Genomic DNA, 16,237 nt, shown 5'->3' with positions numbered 1-16,237 from the left:
CGATCAGTCCTCGAGCTTCTGGAACATTTCAGGCCGTTCGAGAACGGAATAGCCGCGGCGCAGATTGCCGACGAAAACCTGGATGGAGCGGATAAGCATAAGAGCGAAGCCTGCCATGACGCTGTAAAAGACGATGTTCCGGGGCAGGTCGATCGTCACCATGCGCTCATGGGCGACAATTTCCACATAGCGCCACATCAGCCAGCAGGCATAGGCGAAGAAGGCGATACGAACGACATCGACAAAGATCGATAAAAACCGCGCAAATGCTGCAGGAAGATAATGATAAAGCACGTCCACCTGAATATGACGCGAGACGCGCACGCACATCGCCGATCCGAGGAAGACGACGCCGATCAGGCAGTTGATCGCGATCTCTTCGGTCCAGGCATAGGAATCGTTGAGGACATAGCGGGTGAAGAACTGCAGGAAGACACAGCCCGTCATCAGCCAGAAGACGATGAGCGTCAGCCAATCTTCAAAGCCGTAGTCGGAGGCGTGCGCTGTTGGCGCTGTATCTTCGAAAGTGTGGGCGATCTCTTCTGCGGTGATCTGAGTATGGATTTCTTTTGACATGATGGCCTTCCGGCGATGGCGGGAAAAAGCCGGCCTTACGATCCGCAAGGCCGGCGGCATCACTTGTTATTTGATGGCGCGGATGGCCTCCCAATCGGCTTTCTTGTAACCGAAGTCTTCCATCTTGGCCTTTTCCATTACGGTCTTTTCGAAGTCCGCCTTGTCGACTTCGGTAACCGCAATGCCCATGCCCTTGAACTTGGCGACCAGTGCCTTTTCGCGTTCGTCGATGATCTTGGTGCCGCGTTCAGCGGCCTCCGCCATGACTTCGGAAAAGATCTTCTTGTCTTCGTCGGAAAGGCTCGCCCACCTGCTCTTGGAAACGACCGTATTGAGGTGGTCGACGATGTGGCCCGTCAGAACGATGTTCTTCTGCACCTCGTAGAATTTCTTGGCCTCGATGGTTGTCAGCGGATTTTCCTGAGCTTCCACCGTACCGTTCTGAAGCGCGAGATAGACTTCCGCGAAGGCGATCGGCGTTGTGTTGGCGCCACAGGCGCGCGGCATGGCGAGATAGGCCGGAACATCCGGAACGCGGATCTTCAGCCCCTTCATGTCGGCGCATTTGGCAATCGGCTTGTTAGACGTGGTGTGGCGCGTCCCATAGTAGGTGACCGCGGTGATATGGTTGCCGGACGCCTTTTCGTATCCCTCGGCAAGGCGCTTGAAGACGTCACTCTTCGTATAGGCGATCAGATGGGCGGGATCGCGGAAGATATAGGGGAAATAGGTGACGCCGATCGGCGGATATTCGCGGGCTGCAAAACTCGACCCGGAGATGATCATGTCCACCGTTCCGAGCTTGAGGCCCTGGTTGATATCGGCTTCCTTGCCCAGCTGCGAGGCCGGGAAGACGTCGATCTTGTAGCGGCCGTTGGTTCGCTTGTTGATCTCCGCGGCCGCCCAGACGGATTCCGTATGGAAAGGCTCCGAGGTTTCGTAGACATGTGCCCATTTCAGCACCGTCTGCGCCTGTGCGGTCAAGGCCGACGCCAGAATGGCGGCGGTGGCACCTAGGATTGCGGTTAGTTTGAACTTCATTTTTTCATCCTCCCAGTTGAAGTCAAATGATGTTGTCACGTTAGCGCGCTGCAGCCGGCCCCCGTTTGGCGGGCGAGGTCCTGTCCTGCTCCTCCGCAAAACTCTGCGACAATCTCTGCTGCGACAGTTCAAGATGGTTTCGCATGGCTGCGCGGGCACCCTCGGGATCGCCGGCTGCGATCGCATTCCGGATCGCTCGGTGTTCTTCAAGCGCGCTATGCCATGTGTCCCGGTTCTCGAAATAGCCTGCCAGCTTTTCAAAATAAGGCGTCATCCGCATGTCATGGATTTCACCCACGAACCGCTCCAGCGTCGCGTTCGAGACGATGGAGGCCACGGCCGTATGGAAACCGCGATCCAGGGCAAGAGCGGTCGGCCGATCGTCCAATGCATCCGACATAGCACGCAGGTTTTGATCGAGCGCGGCAATGTGGTCAGGCCGGGCTGCGCGTGCTGCTTCTTCCGCGATAGCACATTCAACGATCGAACGCGCCCTAAGCAACTCGAAAGGGCCTTCGATATTTTCGGACGGGATGGGGTTGGGCGGCGCCTGTCGGCGGCAGACATAAACGCCCGAACCCATGCGGATGTTTACGAAGCCTTCCACTTCGAGCACAATCAGGGCTTCCCGGACCGTCGGACGCGAAACGCGCAACATTTCCGCGAGCTCCCGCTCGGCAGGCAGCCGGTCTCCGACAGCAAATTGGCCCCGCTCGATAAGCGTGCGCATTTGATCCGCGGCCTGCCTGTAGAGGCGGCGCGGTGCGATGACCGAAAACATTCAGGTCCTCCCTGGGCCCTCGAGCTCCTCCCGCGCGCCACTGGTCAACTGGCCTTACCAGTCTTCTGTTTTATATACTCGGCCCGAAAAATGTCAACGGTATGCATAGAACAATATACACGAAGCTTTGAGCGGTGCTGATATCCGCTATATGCCTGTCTTCGATGGCATCGCTTGGTAGCCGCGGCGTAGTTTTTGGCGCAAAATAAGGGCGAGCTGACGCTCTGCTTCCTGGCGGGAGCCGAAAAGCTGGATGCAAAAACGCCCCTTGGTGCCGATGCGGCCCCAGTGACGGGTCAGGGCACTACCGTGGAAGAGGTCGGCATCCACATTCAGTGCATAAAAGCGATACATGTTGCGAGAGGCATCGCAACGGGTGAGAAGCAGTGGTTCGTCAGTCATGGGAGCAGAATCGCAACTCGCGATTCAGCCGTCCAACGACTTGATTGAATCGATCATGGCGGATCGATTCACGATTGTGATGGATCAGTGCAAGAGTGGGCGCAGAGAACGGGTAATGCTCTTCAGAGGAGCAAGGAAGCGCGCCGCCATTTCGGTCGCTGCGACGCTTGCCGCTGGAGCGCCGATGTTCAGGGCGGCAACGACGCGCCCTCGATCGTTCTCGAGCGGTACTGCGATCGAGCAGAGGCCGAGTTCCAATTCCTGGTCGATCACTGCAAAACCCTGCGCCCTGACCCGAGCGATCTCTTCCATCAACTGATCGGGGTCGGTCTTGGTATGCGGTGTGAAGGCCTTGAGGGTGGTCCGGTTGAGCAACTGGCGCGCTTCCTCGTCGGGACGCGCCGCGAGCAACACCCGCCCCATTGAAGCGCAATAGGCCGGAAGACGGCTGCCGGGCATCAGGTTGATCGACATGACGCGCTGCTGGGAAGCACGCGCGATATAGACCACTTCCGTTCCGTCCAGCACGCTCGCCGATGCGCTCTGATGAACTTCCTCGGCCAGCCTGTCCAAAAAAGGCTGGACGATTTGAGGTAGTGGGGTTGCCGACAGATAGGCATGCCCCAGCCTCAGGATCTTGGGCGTCAACGCAAAGAACTTCCCGTCGTAGTCTGCGTAACCGAGCTCGGAGAGCGTCAGCAGACAACGTCTCGCCGTGGCACGGTCAAGCCCCGTCAGCTTCGAAACGTCCGCGATCGAAAGACGCGGCTGGGTTTGCCCGAAAGCTTCGATCACGCGTAGGCCCTTCGCAAAGCCTCCGATGAAATCTGTTTCCCGCATAATTGAATCCCTGCCGTGCCTCCTTTTCCATTTAGCCGATTATTTTCCGACTGTCTCAAGCCGACTTCAACGCACTTCGAGGTCGCTGCGGCCAAGGTAACCTAGCTTTTTTACGGGCGTTTTATAGAGTGACAGCGTCAGGAGGCTGCAAAAGCGGTTACAATAGTTGTTCGATATTTCTTGCCGCCCGCCCAGCCTCCGTTTTGACAATCGTTGTCGAATGGGAGGCAGCTATGCCTGATGATCATGAGGCGGTCCTGGTGCGGATAACGGGTATGGTGCAAGGGGTCGGTTACCGTGTCTGGACACGCAACGAAACAATGAAGCTAGGTCTGACAGGCTGGGTTCGCAACGAAACGGATGGGTCTGTAGTCGCTTTGATTTCAGGATCCGACAGTGCGATCTCGACCATGATCGAACGCTTCCGGCTCGGGCCTTCCGGGGCCTCAGTCTCCCGTATTGAGACGCAGCGGACTGAACTCGCGGAGAGACCGAGCGGATTCCTCATCACCGGTTGACAGCGAGCGTCTGTCTGCCCTGCCCGCGGGTATTCGGGCGAGGCGGTACACCTGGAAATTGCCAAATGACCAGTGTATATTACATGTGTGCGATATATGAACAAATATCAAATATCGCACAATCATGTTGACCTCTGGCTCCTCCCAGACCTTAATACGGCATCTCAGATCCATGGGAGAGAGACCAAGATGGACAAAACAGTCGGGAGCCTGGCGGAAGCCGTTTCCGAAATCCATGACGGCGCGACCGTCATGATCGGTGGTTTCGGCGGTTCCGGCGCGCCGATCGAGCTCATCCACGCCTTGATTGACAAGAGGCCGAAGAACCTCACCGTGGTCAACAACAATGCCGGCAACGGGCGGATCGGCATTGCGGCAATGATCGACGCGGGCATGGTCAGGAAGATGATCTGCTCGTTTCCCAAATCGTCCGATCCGCGCGCTTTCACCGACAAATATCTCGCCGGCGAGATCGAGCTCGAACTGGTGCCGCAAGGTACGCTCGCCGAACGTATTCGCGCCGGCGGCGCAGGTATTCCGGCCTTCTATACGCCGACCGCTTACGGGACCGAGCTTGCGCAAGGCAAGGTAATCGCCGAATTTGACGGTCGACATTACGTACAGGAGCGCTGGCTGAAGGCTGATTTCGCAATCGTCAAGGCGCATTTCGGCGACAGTTACGGTAACCTGACCTACAACAAGGCCGCCCGCAACTTCAATCCGCTGATGTGTATGGCGGCTGCCAAGACGATCGTACAGGTCTCGAAGATAGTGCAGGCTGGCGAAATCGATCCCGAGCATGTGGTCACGCCCGGCATCTTCGTGGATCGGGTCGTCGAGGTGGAAAATCCCCAGCAGGAAGAAGAACTCATTCGAGCCGGAGTGGCCTACCTATGACCGTCGATACCCGCCCCATCAATACCCGGGAAGATATCAAGCTTTCCAATGCCCAGATCGCTTGGCGTGCAGCTCAGGATATTGCCGATGGTGCCTATGTTAATCTCGGGATAGGTTTCCCGGAAATGGTCGCCCGCTACCAGCCGCCGGGCCGACAGGCGGTTTTCCATACGGAGAACGGTATCCTGAATTTCGGCGAAGCGCCCGCCGCCGGTCAGGAAGACTGGGACCTCATCAATGCCGGGAAAAAGGCGGTAACGCTGAAGCCTGGCGCGGCTTTCTTCCATCATGCCGATAGTTTCGCCATGGTGCGCGGCGGCCATCTCGACATTGCAATTCTTGGCGCTCTTCAGGTTGCTCAGAACGGCGACCTCGCCAATTGGCGGGTCGGTTCAAAGGGGGTGCCAGCCGTCGGTGGGGCCATGGATCTTGTCCATGGCGCAAAGCAGGTGTCGGTGATCACCGAACACGTCACAAAAAACGGTGAGCCGAAGCTGGTCGAAAAATGTACCTTCCCCCTGACCGGGGTTGCCTGCATAACCCGTGTCTATACGAGCCATGCCGTCGTCGACGTGGTAGGAGGCCATTTCGTCCTGCGCGAAAAGCTGGCCGGGATGACCGTGGACGAATTGCAGGCAATGACCGGCGCACAGCTTCATATCGAGGGGCCTGTAGGCGATCTCGTCGTGCCTGAACTCTAGGAAGAGATGATGACTGAAGCCTTTATCTGCGACTATATCCGCACTCCCATTGGCCGCTTCGGTGGCTCGCTTTCCTCCGTCCGTGCTGACGATCTTGCCGCCATCCCACTGAAGAGCCTGATGGAGCGCAACAGGTCGGTCGACTGGGAGGCTGTCAGCGACGTGATTTACGGCTGCGCTAATCAGGCGGGTGAAGACAACCGCAATGTCGCCCGGATGGCGGTTCTGCTCGCCGGACTGCCGGTTTCGTTGACCGGGACGACGATGAACAGGCTATGCGGCTCAGGCATGGATGCCGTGATCACTGCTGCCCGCGCTATCAAGGCGGGCGAGGCGGAGTTGATGATCGCCGGCGGGGTGGAAAGCATGAGCCGGGCCCCCTTCGTGATGCCGAAGGCGGAGACAGCCTTTTCCCGCAATGCCGAGATTTACGACACGACGATCGGCTGGCGCTTCGTCAACCCGTTGATGAAGAAGCAGTACGGCGTCGATTCCATGCCGGAGACCGGCGACAATGTAGCGATCGACTACAAGGTTTCCCGCGAGGACCAGGACGCATTTGCGGTGCGCTCGCAGGCGAAGGCGGCAGCGGCTCAGGAAAACGGTCGGCTCGACAAGGAAATTACCCCGGTCACCGTGCCGCAGCGAAGGGGTGAGCCGGTCGTCGTCGGCAAGGACGAACATCCGCGTGCGACCTCGATCGAGGCACTCGCCAAACTGAAACCGGTCAACAAGATCGAGGGCGGCACGGTGACTGCGGGCAATGCGTCCGGCGTCAATGACGGGGCGGCAGCGCTGATTATCGCTTCGGAAGCCGCAGCCAGGAAATATGGCCTCACGCCGATCGCGCGGATCATGGGCGGTGCGACCGCCGGCGTTCCCCCGCGCGTCATGGGGATCGGACCGGCGCCTGCAACGCAGAAGCTTTGCGCGCTCTTGAAGCTGACACCGAAAAGTTTCGACGTCATAGAGTTGAACGAGGCCTTCGCGAGCCAGGGAATTGCTGTTCTGCGTGAGCTTGGGCTTGCGGAGGATGCCGAGCATATCAACCCCAATGGCGGTGCGATTGCGCTTGGTCATCCGCTCGGCATGTCGGGCGCCCGCATTTCCGGTACGGCCGCGCTCGAACTGTCCATCCGCAAGGGCAGATACGCCTTGGCCACGATGTGCATTGGCGTCGGGCAGGGGATTGCCATAGCGCTGGAGCGCGCCTGATTTTTTGGATTTCCCTTCCCGAAAGGGACGGGAGGAACGTCCCTAAGCCTCGGCGAGAAGCCGACTCTCGACCACATCGATGTCAGGCGGGCTGAAACAGTTCGACCAGATTTCCCGAGGGATCGACCGCCAGAATCTGCGAGCCTCCCGGCCCCGTCACGATGTCGTTGCGGAAGTTGACTCCGGCTGCAGTAAGCCGCGCCACCTCCTGGGCGAGATCGCCGACGACGAGATGAATGCGGTTCCAGCCCCCGGGACGTGGCAATTCCCCGTCCGGCATAGGCCGCCCCGCTGAACTTGTCCGGCCACTGAGCAAGAGCCGTAATGCACCCAGCTTCACATCGGCAAAGGCCGGCAGATGAAGGGAAAGCAGCGTAAACCCGAAACTCTCCGTGTACCACCGTACCGAGGCTTCCACATCATCGACCATATATCTGACATTCACCAATGCCTCTGACATTCCGGCCTCCTCGCGCCTTTGGGTTGAGTGCATCTTCAATTGGACGGTTTAGCCTCGTAGAAGGCCCTTACATTCGTCGCGAAACCGTGTCGGGAATCGGGACGGGTGTAGAACATGTGCCCGCCTCGATACAGCTGAAGCTCCGTCCTGCCAGCCGCGAGCGCTGGCGGCAGGTGGTCGATAACATAGCGACTGGCGCCGTAAGGCGTCAGGGCATCGCTGTAACCGTGGGCGACCAGCAACCGGAAAGTGGAAATAGTCGAGAGCAAATCACGAATATCCGTTGAGGCGCTCGCAAGGGTGCGGCTATCTCCCCTATGCCCCCCGTTCCATTCCCAGCGGCGGTTCACCTCCTCGTTCAGAAGATTGTAGGTCATGTCGCTCGCGAAGCCCAGTTCATTACGCGCATAGGCGGCGAATGCAGAGCCGTAGGCACGCGTATAACCATCCAGTATCGGATCGTCATTACGGCTGTAGACGTCTTCAGGATAGGCATCAGGTACCGCGTAAGATGCGTCATAAGGGCTGACGATCCGGCTTTCGCCTGCCATCTGCTTGGCATAGATGTCACCGACGAAGCCGCGTGTGCGGGCAATGGCCTCCTTCGAAATGCCGGTAAGCGCAGCAACCCGGCTATAAAGGGAATCCGCAGCCGGCCCGATGGGAAAGGGGCCTGCGAGCGAAGCAAGATAGTCATGCATCGCAAACCGTTCGACTTCGATCAGCCTGTCCGGGGTAAAGGCGTTTTTCTGTTCGAGTTCGGCTGCCGCAAGCGAGGGAAGCTGCAGCGCTGCGCTCAAAGGGTCGTCCGAATTGGCGAGGAAGCGCCCTTCTATCATCGGCGACAGCATGATGATGCCGGAGGTTAGGATCCCTTGTGTGTTCTTTAGCGAAACAGCCACCTTGGCGGCGCGGAAGCCTCCATAGCTTTCGCCCAGCAGGTATTTCGGCGCTTCGAGCCTATTATTCTTCTGGACATAGAGAGCAATGACTTTGGCTAAACTGTCGGCGTCTTGGCGAACGCCGTAAAAGCTTTTTGCGGCGTCGTCGCTGGCGGGGCGGCTCCAGCCGGTACCGACTGGGTCGATCAGCACCAGATCGGTAAATGCAAGCCAGCTTTCCGGATTGTCCTTGAGGGCGGGCGTTGTGCCGTTGTCGCCGGTCTCACCGAATTCGAGGATCCGCGGGCCGACGAGACCCAGATGGAGATAGGCGGAAGACGCGCCGGGACCGCCATTGAACACGAAGGTGAGCGGGCGGTCCGAGGTGCCGTTCTTGGCGACATAGGCGGTGTAGAAGATCTTTGCGGAACGGGTGCCGTCCTGACTAAAGAGATCAAGCGTACCGGCCGTTGCGGTATATGGGACCTCTCCGGAACGCCCCTTGAACAGGAGTTCCTTCGTTGCGTCAGCCGGGATCAAAGCGAATATACCGCCGGCGGCGCCTTGTTCCGTCGAGTGGCTAGGTTCGCGGGGTTCGTCCGCGTTCGGCTGCTGTTGTGCAGAAACCGGCGAACAAAGAGCCAGAAGCACGACGATGGGCGCAACGAGATGGTGAAACTGCAAAACGGAATCCTCCTGGCCAGCCCAGCCTTATCTAGGGTCTCTTGTCGATCCGTAAAACTCAACTCCTTTTGATTGGCCGATGGAGGGGAACACTGATCTTGAAACGGAAACATTTTTTCCTCATATTGATCCACAAGATGTCAAATTTTGAAAGGAATGCGCTCAATGCCTGCCCATGCCTTTGAAGTCGGGGCGGCGTCCTTTGGTGCTCCGCAATCTTCATTCCTTTCGCCGCGGCGGGTGTCTGATCTGCTAGGCGTGACTCACGCCGAGTTGGCAAAGTTGATCGGTGTCGCCCGCAACACTCTGACGGCCAAGAGCGGAGCCCGTAAGGTGGATGCTGCGTTGAGCCCCGTTGTCCGCATTCTCGCGATGGCGAGCGAGATGGCGGGAGACGAAAACCGCGCGGCGATCTGGTTCAAGCATCAGCCCATCCCGGGATGGGCCGGCAAGACCGCCTATGACCTGGTGGGCGAGGGCAAGGCGGACAAGGTTCTCGCCTATCTGGAAGCGGTGCGTTCCGGCGTCTATGCCTGACGCCGGTTCTGCCCCTTTGGTGCTGTGGCGGGCTTATGTGCCGCGCTGGGCCCATGCACCGCTTTCCGGGGAGGGAGCGGCGCGTTTTGGCGGGCGCTGGAATCCCGTCGGAGCGCCGGCCATCTACGCTGCGCTCGAACTGTCGACTGCATGGGCCGAATACAATCAGGGGTTCGTCCAGCACCCGGCCCTGATCGCTCAACTGCGGCTAGAGGGCGCGCGATTGGCCGACCTCAACAATTCCGAAACCCTGGCGGAATTCGATATCGAAGAGACCATACATCGATGCGAATGGCGGGCCGACCTGGATGCCGGGCGGCTGCCGGCGACCCACGCCCTCAGGGGAAGGTTGATGGGATTGGGGTTTGACGGCGTCGTCTATCCGTCCTTCATGTCGCCCGGGGGCACCTGCGTCGCGCTTTGGCGCTGGAACGGTGCGGGACTTCCCAAAATCGAGGTCATCGATCCGGAAGGGCGTTTGCCGAAAGGGCCAGCTTCCTGGCTGTAGCCCAGCACCGCGAGCAAACGTCCATCCTGCGGTGTGACAGATGCCTCATCCTGATCCTAAACCGGTGGCTGGAGTCGGATGCATGCTCAACCTTAGCATTCAAAGTTTAGGATAATGTAATATTTTGGGATGAATGATGCGTCGAAACAAAAGCGGCGGACATGCAGCAGGACAATCGGATCAAATCGCACGTCACATTCGTGCTCACATTGTTGACGGCATTGGCTGCGGTTCTCATCGCAGGCTTTGCCTGGCTTGCATCGACAAAGGTCGACGACATCGCCATGGAGCGGCAGAAGGACTTCGTCAAGCAAGGCCTTGATGAGCAGGTGAGGGCCGTGGCGCGGGAGTTGGAAAGCGTCACCACCTGGGATGATGCCGTGCTTTTCGCCCCCACCGGGCCGCGCGAATGGGTTTCCTACAATCTCGGCATTTGGATGCATCAATATTTCGGCCATGACCGGACCTATGTGTTCAATCCGCAGGACGAACTGGCTTATGTTGTGCGGGACGGCAAGGATATCCCGGTTCCCACATTCCTCAATGATGCCGAGTCGGTGACCGCGCTGAGGGACGCCATTCGTCTAGTCCTGCGCAAGCGGGCCAGCCAGGAAGATGTTGCTCAACCGGAAATCGCCGAAATTTTCGAGACCAAGATCGTCAACATCGACGGCCATCCCGCCGTTGTCAGCGCAAGACCGATCGTACCGAGTTCGGAGAAAGTGTCCCTGGCTCCTGGGCAGGAATATGTCACCGTTGCCGTAAAATTCCTCGACAGCGCCGTCGTTGGTGAGATCGGCCGCTATGCACGGCTCGACAAATTGCACTATGCAAGCGCGTCGCCACCGTCCCTGGCGGCGGTTCCGATCGTCTCGACGGCGGGGCAACCGCTTGGATACCTTGTCTGGGAGCCGATCCGTCCGGGCATGATGCTGATTGAACAGATCGCGCCTGCCGGTCTTGCCGGCGCCGTCGTGGCAATGGGCGTGGTGATCTTCCTTGGTCGGGGTTTGCACAAGACTTCCGTCGATCTATCGGAAAGCCGGCTCGCGTTGATGCGCCACCGGGACGAGCTGGAGGAGACGGTCAAGCTCCGGACAATGGAAATCGAACGGCAGCGGGAAGAGCTTGACCGGCTTTTGGCCCAGGAACGTCACGTGAATGCCCTGCAGCGCCAGTTCGTGGCAATGGCCTCCCATGAGTTTCGCACCCCGCTTGCCGTCATCGATGCCGCGGCACAGCGCCTATCCCGCGCCAAGGCCAGCAGCAAACCCGATTATGTCGCCGAAAAAGCGGCCCAGATACGCTCGGCAGTCTTGCGTATGGTCGATCTTATGGAAAGCATATTGTCTGCGGGCAGACTGGAAACCGGAAAGGCAGAGATCAAGTTGGAGCGGTTTTCGCTAACGGACTTGATTGAGAGCTGTTGCGAACGCCAAGCCGAGATCCGTAAATCGCACGTCTTTCACCGGGATCTGGTTAAATTGCCAGAGACGGTTCTTGCCGATCGCGCCGCAATCGAGCAGGTCATTACAAACCTTCTGTCCAATGCCACCAAATATGCTCCGCAGGCACCGGACATTCATATTACTGCCTGGTTGCAAGACCGGATGGCGGTCGTGTCGATTGCCGATGGCGGCATCGGCATGGATGCCGAGGACCTGCCCAAGCTCTTCCAGCCTTACTACCGAGCCCGTAGCGCGAGCGGTATCGCGGGCACCGGCATCGGTCTCAATATCGTCAAGCAGATTATCGACCTTCATGGCGGCTCCGTTTCCGTTGAAAGCTCTCTTGGTAAGGGAACGACGTTCACCGTTGCGCTTCCAACCGACGGACCTCTCGCCAATCTTGTCAAACAGGCAGCATAAGGAATGCCCCAATGATGACCGTACTTTGCATCGATGACGAAGCTGACATTCGCCAGCTGATCGTCGAGGAACTGACCGATGCCGGGTTCAAGACCCTGGAGGCTGCCAATGGGCAGGAAGGGCTTGAGGTCATCTTGTCCCACTGGCCGGATATCGTCATCTGCGACATCTCCATGCCGATCATGGATGGGCAGCAACTGCTTGCCGAAATTCAAGTCAATCACCCCGAGCTTTCCAACATTCCCTTCATCCTGCTGACGGCACTGACGGACAAGGAAAACGTGCTGACGGGCCTGCGTGCCGGAGCGGCGGACTACCTGACCAAGCCGATTGATTTCGACCTGCTCCTGGCCAAGCTCGCCGGCTGCGTCACGCGTATCGAAAATGACAGGGCGGTTGGTCGAGCCCTTTGAAGACGTCAGGTCAGGTAGCGTTTCTCATGTCCGGGCGCAGGTGGCTCGGTAACGGGTCAGGATTCAGACGCTTGCGGCCGCGCCGCATTCGTCATTCCGGCTTTGTTGCCTCATCGCGCTCGCGCAGATTGCGGGCGATCAGACGACAGAGATCGCGGAACTGCTCGTATGTCTCTTGCGGAAGAAAGGAAAAGATCTCGCGCTCGATTGCATCGGCCGCGATATCGCATGCCTCGACCAGCCGCTTGCCCTCCGCAGTCAGACTCATTCGGAGAATCCGGCGGTTGGCCGGATCCTCCTTGCGGACAATGAGCTTGCGGCGCTGTAGGCCCGCAATCAGTTCGTTCATCGTCTGCGGCGTGACGAAGAAGCGGCGGGAGAGATCGGCCGAGGAGAGGCCGTCTCGAGCGCCAATGACACTGAGGACTGTGTACTGGATTGGAGTTATCTGCAGTGAGGCGAGCCCCAATTCGAGCCGGCTCCGCACTGCGTGGCTCGTCTGATTGAGGAAATAGACAGCGCGAGGATGCTGCATCCTCCATTCCGTGGAAGTTGCGTTCTTGGACTGCAGATCTTCAGCCATCACTGGGCGGTGATCCTTCTTGCTGAAATGGTTAGGTAAGCGGGGTAGCGGAGAAACGGAGAGGGCACAAGCAGGTTCCGCGGATTGGTGACGTGAGGATCGGCTGAAACCTTCCTCCTCGGGGAACGTTGTCCGCGGAATTTCCACTTGGAGGAACTCTTTTGGACATCATCCGCATTCTCCTTGCTTTCATCCTTCCACCGCTCGGCGTGTTTCTGCAGGTGGGTCTGGGTCTGCACTTTTGGTTGAACATCCTGCTGACCCTGCTTGGCTGGCTGCCCGGCATCGTGCATGCGCTCTGGGTGATCCTAAAGAAGTGACGCTCAGATCCTCGCTTTGAGCCTGCGGCGGGTGTCGCTCGGACTTTCACGATAATGGGCGCGGTAGCAGCGTGAAAAAGCCGAGGCGGAATTGAAACCGGTCGCGGCAGCGATGTCTGCGAAAGTAGCGCGAGTTTCGATAACCTTCCGGCGAGCGGCATTGAGTCTCAGCGCAAGATAATGTTCGCGCGGTGCAACCCCCATCGTGCCGCGGAAAATGTCCTGCAAATGGCGAGAGCTCACGCCCGCCCGCCTCGCCAGCCGGGATAGGGGAAGCGGGGCCTCGACCGTTTCCTCCATCAGCCTGATGGCGGCTTGCACGCGGCTATCGATGATCCGCATGTTGCCGATCGCCGGCATCTGAAGGAGGTCGCCGCGGGTGCGTTCCTGCTCATAGATGAAGAGACGCGACACTTCGAGCGCCAGCGAATAGCCATGTGCGCGCCGGATCAACTCCAGCATCAGATCCAATGTCGGCAGCGACCCGCCGGTGGTGATGCGTTTGCCGTCGATAACGAAGCGTTCCCGGATCATGTTCACCTGTGGATAGGCGGCCGAAAAATCTTCGAAGTCTTCCCAATGCGTGGTGGCGGAAAAACCGTCGAGCAAGCTGGTGTCCGCCAGAACGAAGGAGCCCGCTTCAATACCGGCGATCAAGGAGCGATGGCGTGCCGTTTGCGAGAGCAGGAATTTTAGCTCGCGCGTGGTGCTTTTTTTCCAGCTGTAGCTTGAGAGCACAAAGAGCGGGTCCGTCTCGCGCGCAGGACGGAAAGGAGCTGAGACGGGGATGGGTATGCCGGCCTTCGTTTCGATAGGACCACCATCCGGCGAGAAAAGCTTCCAGCGATAAAGCTCGCGGCCGGTAATACGGTTGGCGGCACGAAGAGGTTCGATGACCGAGGCCACGAGGATCAGGTTCGTCTCCGGCAGCACAAGAATGTCGAAATGCTGCTCGTCGGCAAATGGCCCGCCCTCCGGCGACGGTGTGCTCTGGTAAGCCATTGTTCCTGCTCATTCGGTCATAGATGTCGTCAGTGAGCGGAAAGGAATGTCGATCTCCCGCTCCTGCTTTCCCGGAAGCTGCCACAGGTTTCAGTTTAAAAAAACTGCAAAGGCAATTGATCGACTGCAGGTCCGGCTGCTCACTCCCGATCGATGTCGGCTCTCAGTCCTGAACTGAGGACGGGTCTCCGCACCGGTCCTTTCAATGCTGGCAGATAGCTCCACAAGAAGAGTGCCCAGCCCGTCATCCAGCACCCGGCCGACGAGATAATGGGATCGACAATTCCATGGCCAAGCGATGCCCCGAATATTCTGAGAAGGCTCGACAGGCAGATAAGCGAGAAAGCGGCCGCCATTACTGGACTGAGAACGAGTTGACGACCCTTACGAAGCATGGCGGTCCGCATCATGATGGAAATGATCATGGTACCCATGGCGCCCATGGTGACGGCATGGACCGCGTCTTTCAGTGTAAGCCAGTGCGGGTTGAGCAGGGATGAGCCGGTGAGCAGCAAGGCGACCGGCGTCCACATCCACGCGATATGCAGCATGAGCAATGCCGGATAACGAAAGGCCTTGTAACCGCACCACCCTGCGGTCCGGGCAGACAGAAGCAATGCCGCCACGACGAGAAGAGAACCTGCCGCGGTATTATGGTTCGCTGTGCCGAGATAGGCAGCGCCCAGAACGGTGAGGATTGCTGCGCGTGAAAGCCAGGGCCAGTCCCATCCGAACGCCATATCGCCGGTCTGTTGGCGCCAATGGCGCGTGAATGCGGGCACGGCCCGGCCACCCACGATGATGATGATCATGGCGAACAGCAAGGGATTGCCGGTCATTTCTTCCAGATGCACCCACGAGCCTCCGCCTGAAAAGGAGAGCGCGGCAGCCGTTCCAAGCGCGGCCGTTGCGAAGACGGCCCACAGCCGGCCCAAGGCTCCGGCCAAGAGGAGATAATATCCAAGGATCAGGGCCAGACTGAAGAAATAGATGCTGCCTCCGAGCGCGCGGGCCGGAGAGGGCATGACGTCGAAAGCAGCGACGACGCGTGCAGCAATCCAGAGGGTGGTGACGAGCTTCGAAATCGGCGGCGGAATCGGCCCCCGTTTTGCCCAGGCAGGTAGCGCGGTCAGCAGATAACCACCCACTGCCGCACCACCCATCCCGAACAATAGTTCGTTCTGGTGCCAGCTTGCCCGATCCGGCAAGAGACTTTCTGGAAGCAACCAGACGCCGGGTGTGATGAATGCCCAAAGACCGGCCAGAAAGAACAGCGGACGGTGCGGTGCGTCCCACAAGGAGCGCCAGACGGACTCCGAAGAGCGGGTGGTCAATCCGCCAACTCTGCCTTCTCGAAACGAGGAAAGAGCACGGCGTTTTCGAGATGCATGTGCGTGACGAGATCGTCGGTGAATTTTCGCAGCCCGGTATAGAGAGCCGTCCAGGAGCCGCAGGCGCCGGCCGGCAGGGAGAGCCCGTGCGTCACATGCTCGATGGCCTTCAGATGCTCCATTTCGTCATCGTGCTCATGCCGCATCTCGGCTATCGGATGCCCGATAGACGGGCTGCCGCCCCGTTGCATCATCGGGAAAAGTATCTGCTCTTCCCGCGCCATATGAGCATCGAGATCGTCCCGAAGCTTGGCCAGAGCGTCAGCAAGTCCGACCGGCGCCGAAGGATGGCTTCCGTGGACCCGCTCGACCTTCTGGGCAAGCGGGATGAGCCAGGCGAGTTCTTCCCGGTGGGTGGCGTGATACCGGCTCAGAAGGTGAGAGATGAGTTCCTTCGTTTCGGACGGCGCGTCGCGCCCGGCAGCTTGCGCCAGCGCTTTAAGATCGGCCAGCAGAGCTTCGGGTGCCAGGCCCGCATCTTGCGCCGCTTCGCCGAGAGGTACGTTGCCACCGCAGCAGAAGCTGATGTCATGGCGGCGGAAGAGCTCTGCAGCGCCCGGCAGCGTTGCGGCAATTGAACTGACGGTCTGGTCCAGTGCGAGGTCGGTCATCTTGTCCT

General features: G+C 59.0%; 20 protein-coding genes. 9 read left to right on the top strand and 11 right to left on the bottom strand.

Annotated features, from left to right (window positions below; all coding sequences use genetic code 11):
- Positions 1–3: 3 nt before the first annotated feature.
- The 5 genes from C5L12_RS06180 to C5L12_RS06160 form a co-directional block, all read right to left on the bottom strand.
- Positions 4–576 (bottom strand): TRAP transporter small permease, encoded by a 573-nt coding sequence (locus C5L12_RS06180; protein WP_105371316.1) that lies wholly within the window; start codon positions 574–576, stop codon positions 4–6.
- A gap of 66 nt (positions 577–642) precedes the next feature.
- Positions 643–1,617 (bottom strand): sialic acid TRAP transporter substrate-binding protein SiaP, encoded by a 975-nt coding sequence (locus C5L12_RS06175; protein WP_105371147.1) that lies wholly within the window; start codon positions 1,615–1,617, stop codon positions 643–645.
- A 40-nt stretch (positions 1,618–1,657) separates the two neighbouring features.
- On the bottom strand, positions 1,658–2,398 hold the full coding sequence (locus C5L12_RS06170; protein WP_105371146.1) for a FadR/GntR family transcriptional regulator: 741 nt from the start codon (positions 2,396–2,398) through the stop codon (positions 1,658–1,660).
- Between the two features lie 147 nt (positions 2,399–2,545).
- Positions 2,546–2,800, bottom strand: a complete 255-nt coding sequence (locus C5L12_RS06165; protein ID WP_105371145.1) for a WGR domain-containing protein — start codon at positions 2,798–2,800, stop codon at positions 2,546–2,548.
- Positions 2,801–2,884: 84 nt separating this feature from the next.
- Positions 2,885–3,640, bottom strand: a complete 756-nt coding sequence (locus C5L12_RS06160) for an IclR family transcriptional regulator (protein ID WP_105371144.1) — start codon at positions 3,638–3,640, stop codon at positions 2,885–2,887.
- Between the two features lie 233 nt (positions 3,641–3,873).
- On the opposite strand from C5L12_RS06160, the gene C5L12_RS06155 reads away from it, so the two are divergent.
- From C5L12_RS06155 to pcaF, 4 genes are all read left to right on the top strand, one after another.
- A complete protein-coding gene (locus tag C5L12_RS06155; protein WP_105371143.1) occupies positions 3,874–4,158 on the top strand; it encodes an acylphosphatase in 285 nt (94 codons plus the stop codon).
- Between the two features lie 189 nt (positions 4,159–4,347).
- Positions 4,348–5,055: a 3-oxoacid CoA-transferase subunit A gene (locus C5L12_RS06150; RefSeq protein ID WP_105371142.1), complete on the top strand. Its 708-nt coding sequence runs from the start codon at positions 4,348–4,350 to the stop codon at positions 5,053–5,055.
- Complete coding sequence (locus C5L12_RS06145; protein ID WP_105371141.1) at positions 5,052–5,756, top strand: 3-oxoacid CoA-transferase subunit B; 705 nt, start codon at positions 5,052–5,054, stop codon at positions 5,754–5,756. Before C5L12_RS06150 ends, C5L12_RS06145 begins: the two co-directional genes overlap by 4 nt.
- A gap of 9 nt (positions 5,757–5,765) precedes the next feature.
- Positions 5,766–6,971, top strand: coding sequence for a 3-oxoadipyl-CoA thiolase (pcaF, locus tag C5L12_RS06140; RefSeq protein ID WP_105371140.1), 1,206 nt, complete (start codon positions 5,766–5,768; stop codon positions 6,969–6,971).
- 82 nt (positions 6,972–7,053) lie between these two features.
- Here pcaF and C5L12_RS06135 read toward each other — a convergent pair whose 3' ends face one another.
- Positions 7,054–7,431 (bottom strand): VOC family protein, encoded by a 378-nt coding sequence (locus C5L12_RS06135; RefSeq protein WP_105371139.1) that lies wholly within the window; start codon positions 7,429–7,431, stop codon positions 7,054–7,056.
- A gap of 35 nt (positions 7,432–7,466) precedes the next feature.
- Positions 7,467–8,996, bottom strand: a complete 1,530-nt coding sequence (locus C5L12_RS06130) for a S10 family peptidase (protein ID WP_245422780.1) — start codon at positions 8,994–8,996, stop codon at positions 7,467–7,469.
- A gap of 165 nt (positions 8,997–9,161) precedes the next feature.
- On the opposite strand from C5L12_RS06130, the gene C5L12_RS06125 reads away from it, so the two are divergent.
- From C5L12_RS06125 to C5L12_RS06110, 4 genes are all read left to right on the top strand, one after another.
- On the top strand, positions 9,162–9,533 hold the full coding sequence (locus tag C5L12_RS06125; protein WP_105371138.1) for an antitoxin Xre/MbcA/ParS toxin-binding domain-containing protein: 372 nt from the start codon (positions 9,162–9,164) through the stop codon (positions 9,531–9,533).
- The gene (locus C5L12_RS06120) at positions 9,499–10,041 is read left to right on the top strand and encodes an RES family NAD+ phosphorylase (RefSeq protein ID WP_425350747.1); all 543 of its coding nucleotides are present in this window, start codon (positions 9,499–9,501) and stop codon (positions 10,039–10,041) included. Before C5L12_RS06125 ends, C5L12_RS06120 begins: the two co-directional genes overlap by 35 nt.
- Positions 10,042–10,202: 161 nt before the next feature.
- Positions 10,203–11,909: a sensor histidine kinase gene (locus tag C5L12_RS06115; protein WP_105371136.1), complete on the top strand. Its 1,707-nt coding sequence runs from the start codon at positions 10,203–10,205 to the stop codon at positions 11,907–11,909.
- 11 nt (positions 11,910–11,920) lie between these two features.
- On the top strand, positions 11,921–12,322 hold the full coding sequence (locus tag C5L12_RS06110; RefSeq protein WP_105371135.1) for a response regulator: 402 nt from the start codon (positions 11,921–11,923) through the stop codon (positions 12,320–12,322).
- 91 nt (positions 12,323–12,413) lie between these two features.
- On the opposite strand, the gene C5L12_RS06105 is transcribed toward C5L12_RS06110, so the two are convergent.
- Complete coding sequence (locus tag C5L12_RS06105) at positions 12,414–12,905, bottom strand: MarR family winged helix-turn-helix transcriptional regulator (RefSeq protein ID WP_105371134.1); 492 nt, start codon at positions 12,903–12,905, stop codon at positions 12,414–12,416.
- Between the two features lie 161 nt (positions 12,906–13,066).
- On the opposite strand from C5L12_RS06105, the gene C5L12_RS06100 reads away from it, so the two are divergent.
- Complete coding sequence (locus C5L12_RS06100) at positions 13,067–13,225, top strand: YqaE/Pmp3 family membrane protein (RefSeq protein ID WP_105371133.1); 159 nt, start codon at positions 13,067–13,069, stop codon at positions 13,223–13,225.
- Positions 13,226–13,228: 3 nt separating this feature from the next.
- Here the strand turns inward: C5L12_RS06100 and C5L12_RS06095 are convergent, their stop codons facing one another.
- The 3 genes from C5L12_RS06095 to ric form a co-directional block, all read right to left on the bottom strand.
- Positions 13,229–14,227, bottom strand: coding sequence for a GlxA family transcriptional regulator (locus C5L12_RS06095; protein WP_105371132.1), 999 nt, complete (start codon positions 14,225–14,227; stop codon positions 13,229–13,231).
- Between the two features lie 140 nt (positions 14,228–14,367).
- The gene (locus C5L12_RS06090) at positions 14,368–15,561 is read right to left on the bottom strand and encodes an NnrS family protein (protein WP_105371131.1); all 1,194 of its coding nucleotides are present in this window, start codon (positions 15,559–15,561) and stop codon (positions 14,368–14,370) included.
- Positions 15,558–16,229, bottom strand: a complete 672-nt coding sequence (gene ric, locus C5L12_RS06085) for an iron-sulfur cluster repair di-iron protein (protein WP_105371130.1) — start codon at positions 16,227–16,229, stop codon at positions 15,558–15,560. Before ric ends, C5L12_RS06090 begins: the two co-directional genes overlap by 4 nt.
- Between the last annotated feature and the right edge of the window lie 8 nt (positions 16,230–16,237).

This window comes from Neorhizobium huautlense, from assembly GCF_002968575.1.
GTDB classification, from domain to species: domain Bacteria; phylum Pseudomonadota; class Alphaproteobacteria; order Rhizobiales; family Rhizobiaceae; genus Neorhizobium; species Neorhizobium huautlense.
The sequence above is the reverse complement of the archived record's forward strand: the minus strand, read 5'-3'. Positions and strand labels throughout refer to the sequence as shown.

Excerpts from the sequence above, each read along its gene's own strand:
- C5L12_RS06110 (WP_105371135.1), top strand. The coding sequence starts at position 11,921 with ATGATGACCGTACTTTGCATCGATGACGAAGCTGACATTCGCCAGCTG.
- C5L12_RS06105 (WP_105371134.1), bottom strand. The coding sequence starts at position 12,905 with ATGGCTGAAGATCTGCAGTCCAAGAACGCAACTTCCACGGAATGGAGG.
- C5L12_RS06180 (WP_105371316.1), bottom strand. The coding sequence starts at position 576 with ATGTCAAAAGAAATCCATACTCAGATCACCGCAGAAGAGATCGCCCAC.
- C5L12_RS06125 (WP_105371138.1), top strand. The coding sequence starts at position 9,162 with ATGCCTGCCCATGCCTTTGAAGTCGGGGCGGCGTCCTTTGGTGCTCCG.
- C5L12_RS06095 (WP_105371132.1), bottom strand. The coding sequence starts at position 14,227 with ATGGCTTACCAGAGCACACCGTCGCCGGAGGGCGGGCCATTTGCCGAC.
- C5L12_RS06115 (WP_105371136.1), top strand. The coding sequence starts at position 10,203 with ATGCAGCAGGACAATCGGATCAAATCGCACGTCACATTCGTGCTCACA.
- C5L12_RS06150 (WP_105371142.1), top strand. The coding sequence starts at position 4,348 with ATGGACAAAACAGTCGGGAGCCTGGCGGAAGCCGTTTCCGAAATCCAT.
- C5L12_RS06175 (WP_105371147.1), bottom strand. The coding sequence starts at position 1,617 with ATGAAGTTCAAACTAACCGCAATCCTAGGTGCCACCGCCGCCATTCTG.
- C5L12_RS06160 (WP_105371144.1), bottom strand. The coding sequence starts at position 3,640 with ATGCGGGAAACAGATTTCATCGGAGGCTTTGCGAAGGGCCTACGCGTG.
- C5L12_RS06145 (WP_105371141.1), top strand. The coding sequence starts at position 5,052 with ATGACCGTCGATACCCGCCCCATCAATACCCGGGAAGATATCAAGCTT.
- C5L12_RS06170 (WP_105371146.1), bottom strand. The coding sequence starts at position 2,398 with ATGTTTTCGGTCATCGCACCGCGCCGCCTCTACAGGCAGGCCGCGGAT.
- C5L12_RS06135 (WP_105371139.1), bottom strand. The coding sequence starts at position 7,431 with ATGTCAGAGGCATTGGTGAATGTCAGATATATGGTCGATGATGTGGAA.
- pcaF (WP_105371140.1), top strand. The coding sequence starts at position 5,766 with ATGACTGAAGCCTTTATCTGCGACTATATCCGCACTCCCATTGGCCGC.
- ric (WP_105371130.1), bottom strand. The coding sequence starts at position 16,229 with ATGACCGACCTCGCACTGGACCAGACCGTCAGTTCAATTGCCGCAACG.
- C5L12_RS06155 (WP_105371143.1), top strand. The coding sequence starts at position 3,874 with ATGCCTGATGATCATGAGGCGGTCCTGGTGCGGATAACGGGTATGGTG.
- C5L12_RS06165 (WP_105371145.1), bottom strand. The coding sequence starts at position 2,800 with ATGACTGACGAACCACTGCTTCTCACCCGTTGCGATGCCTCTCGCAAC.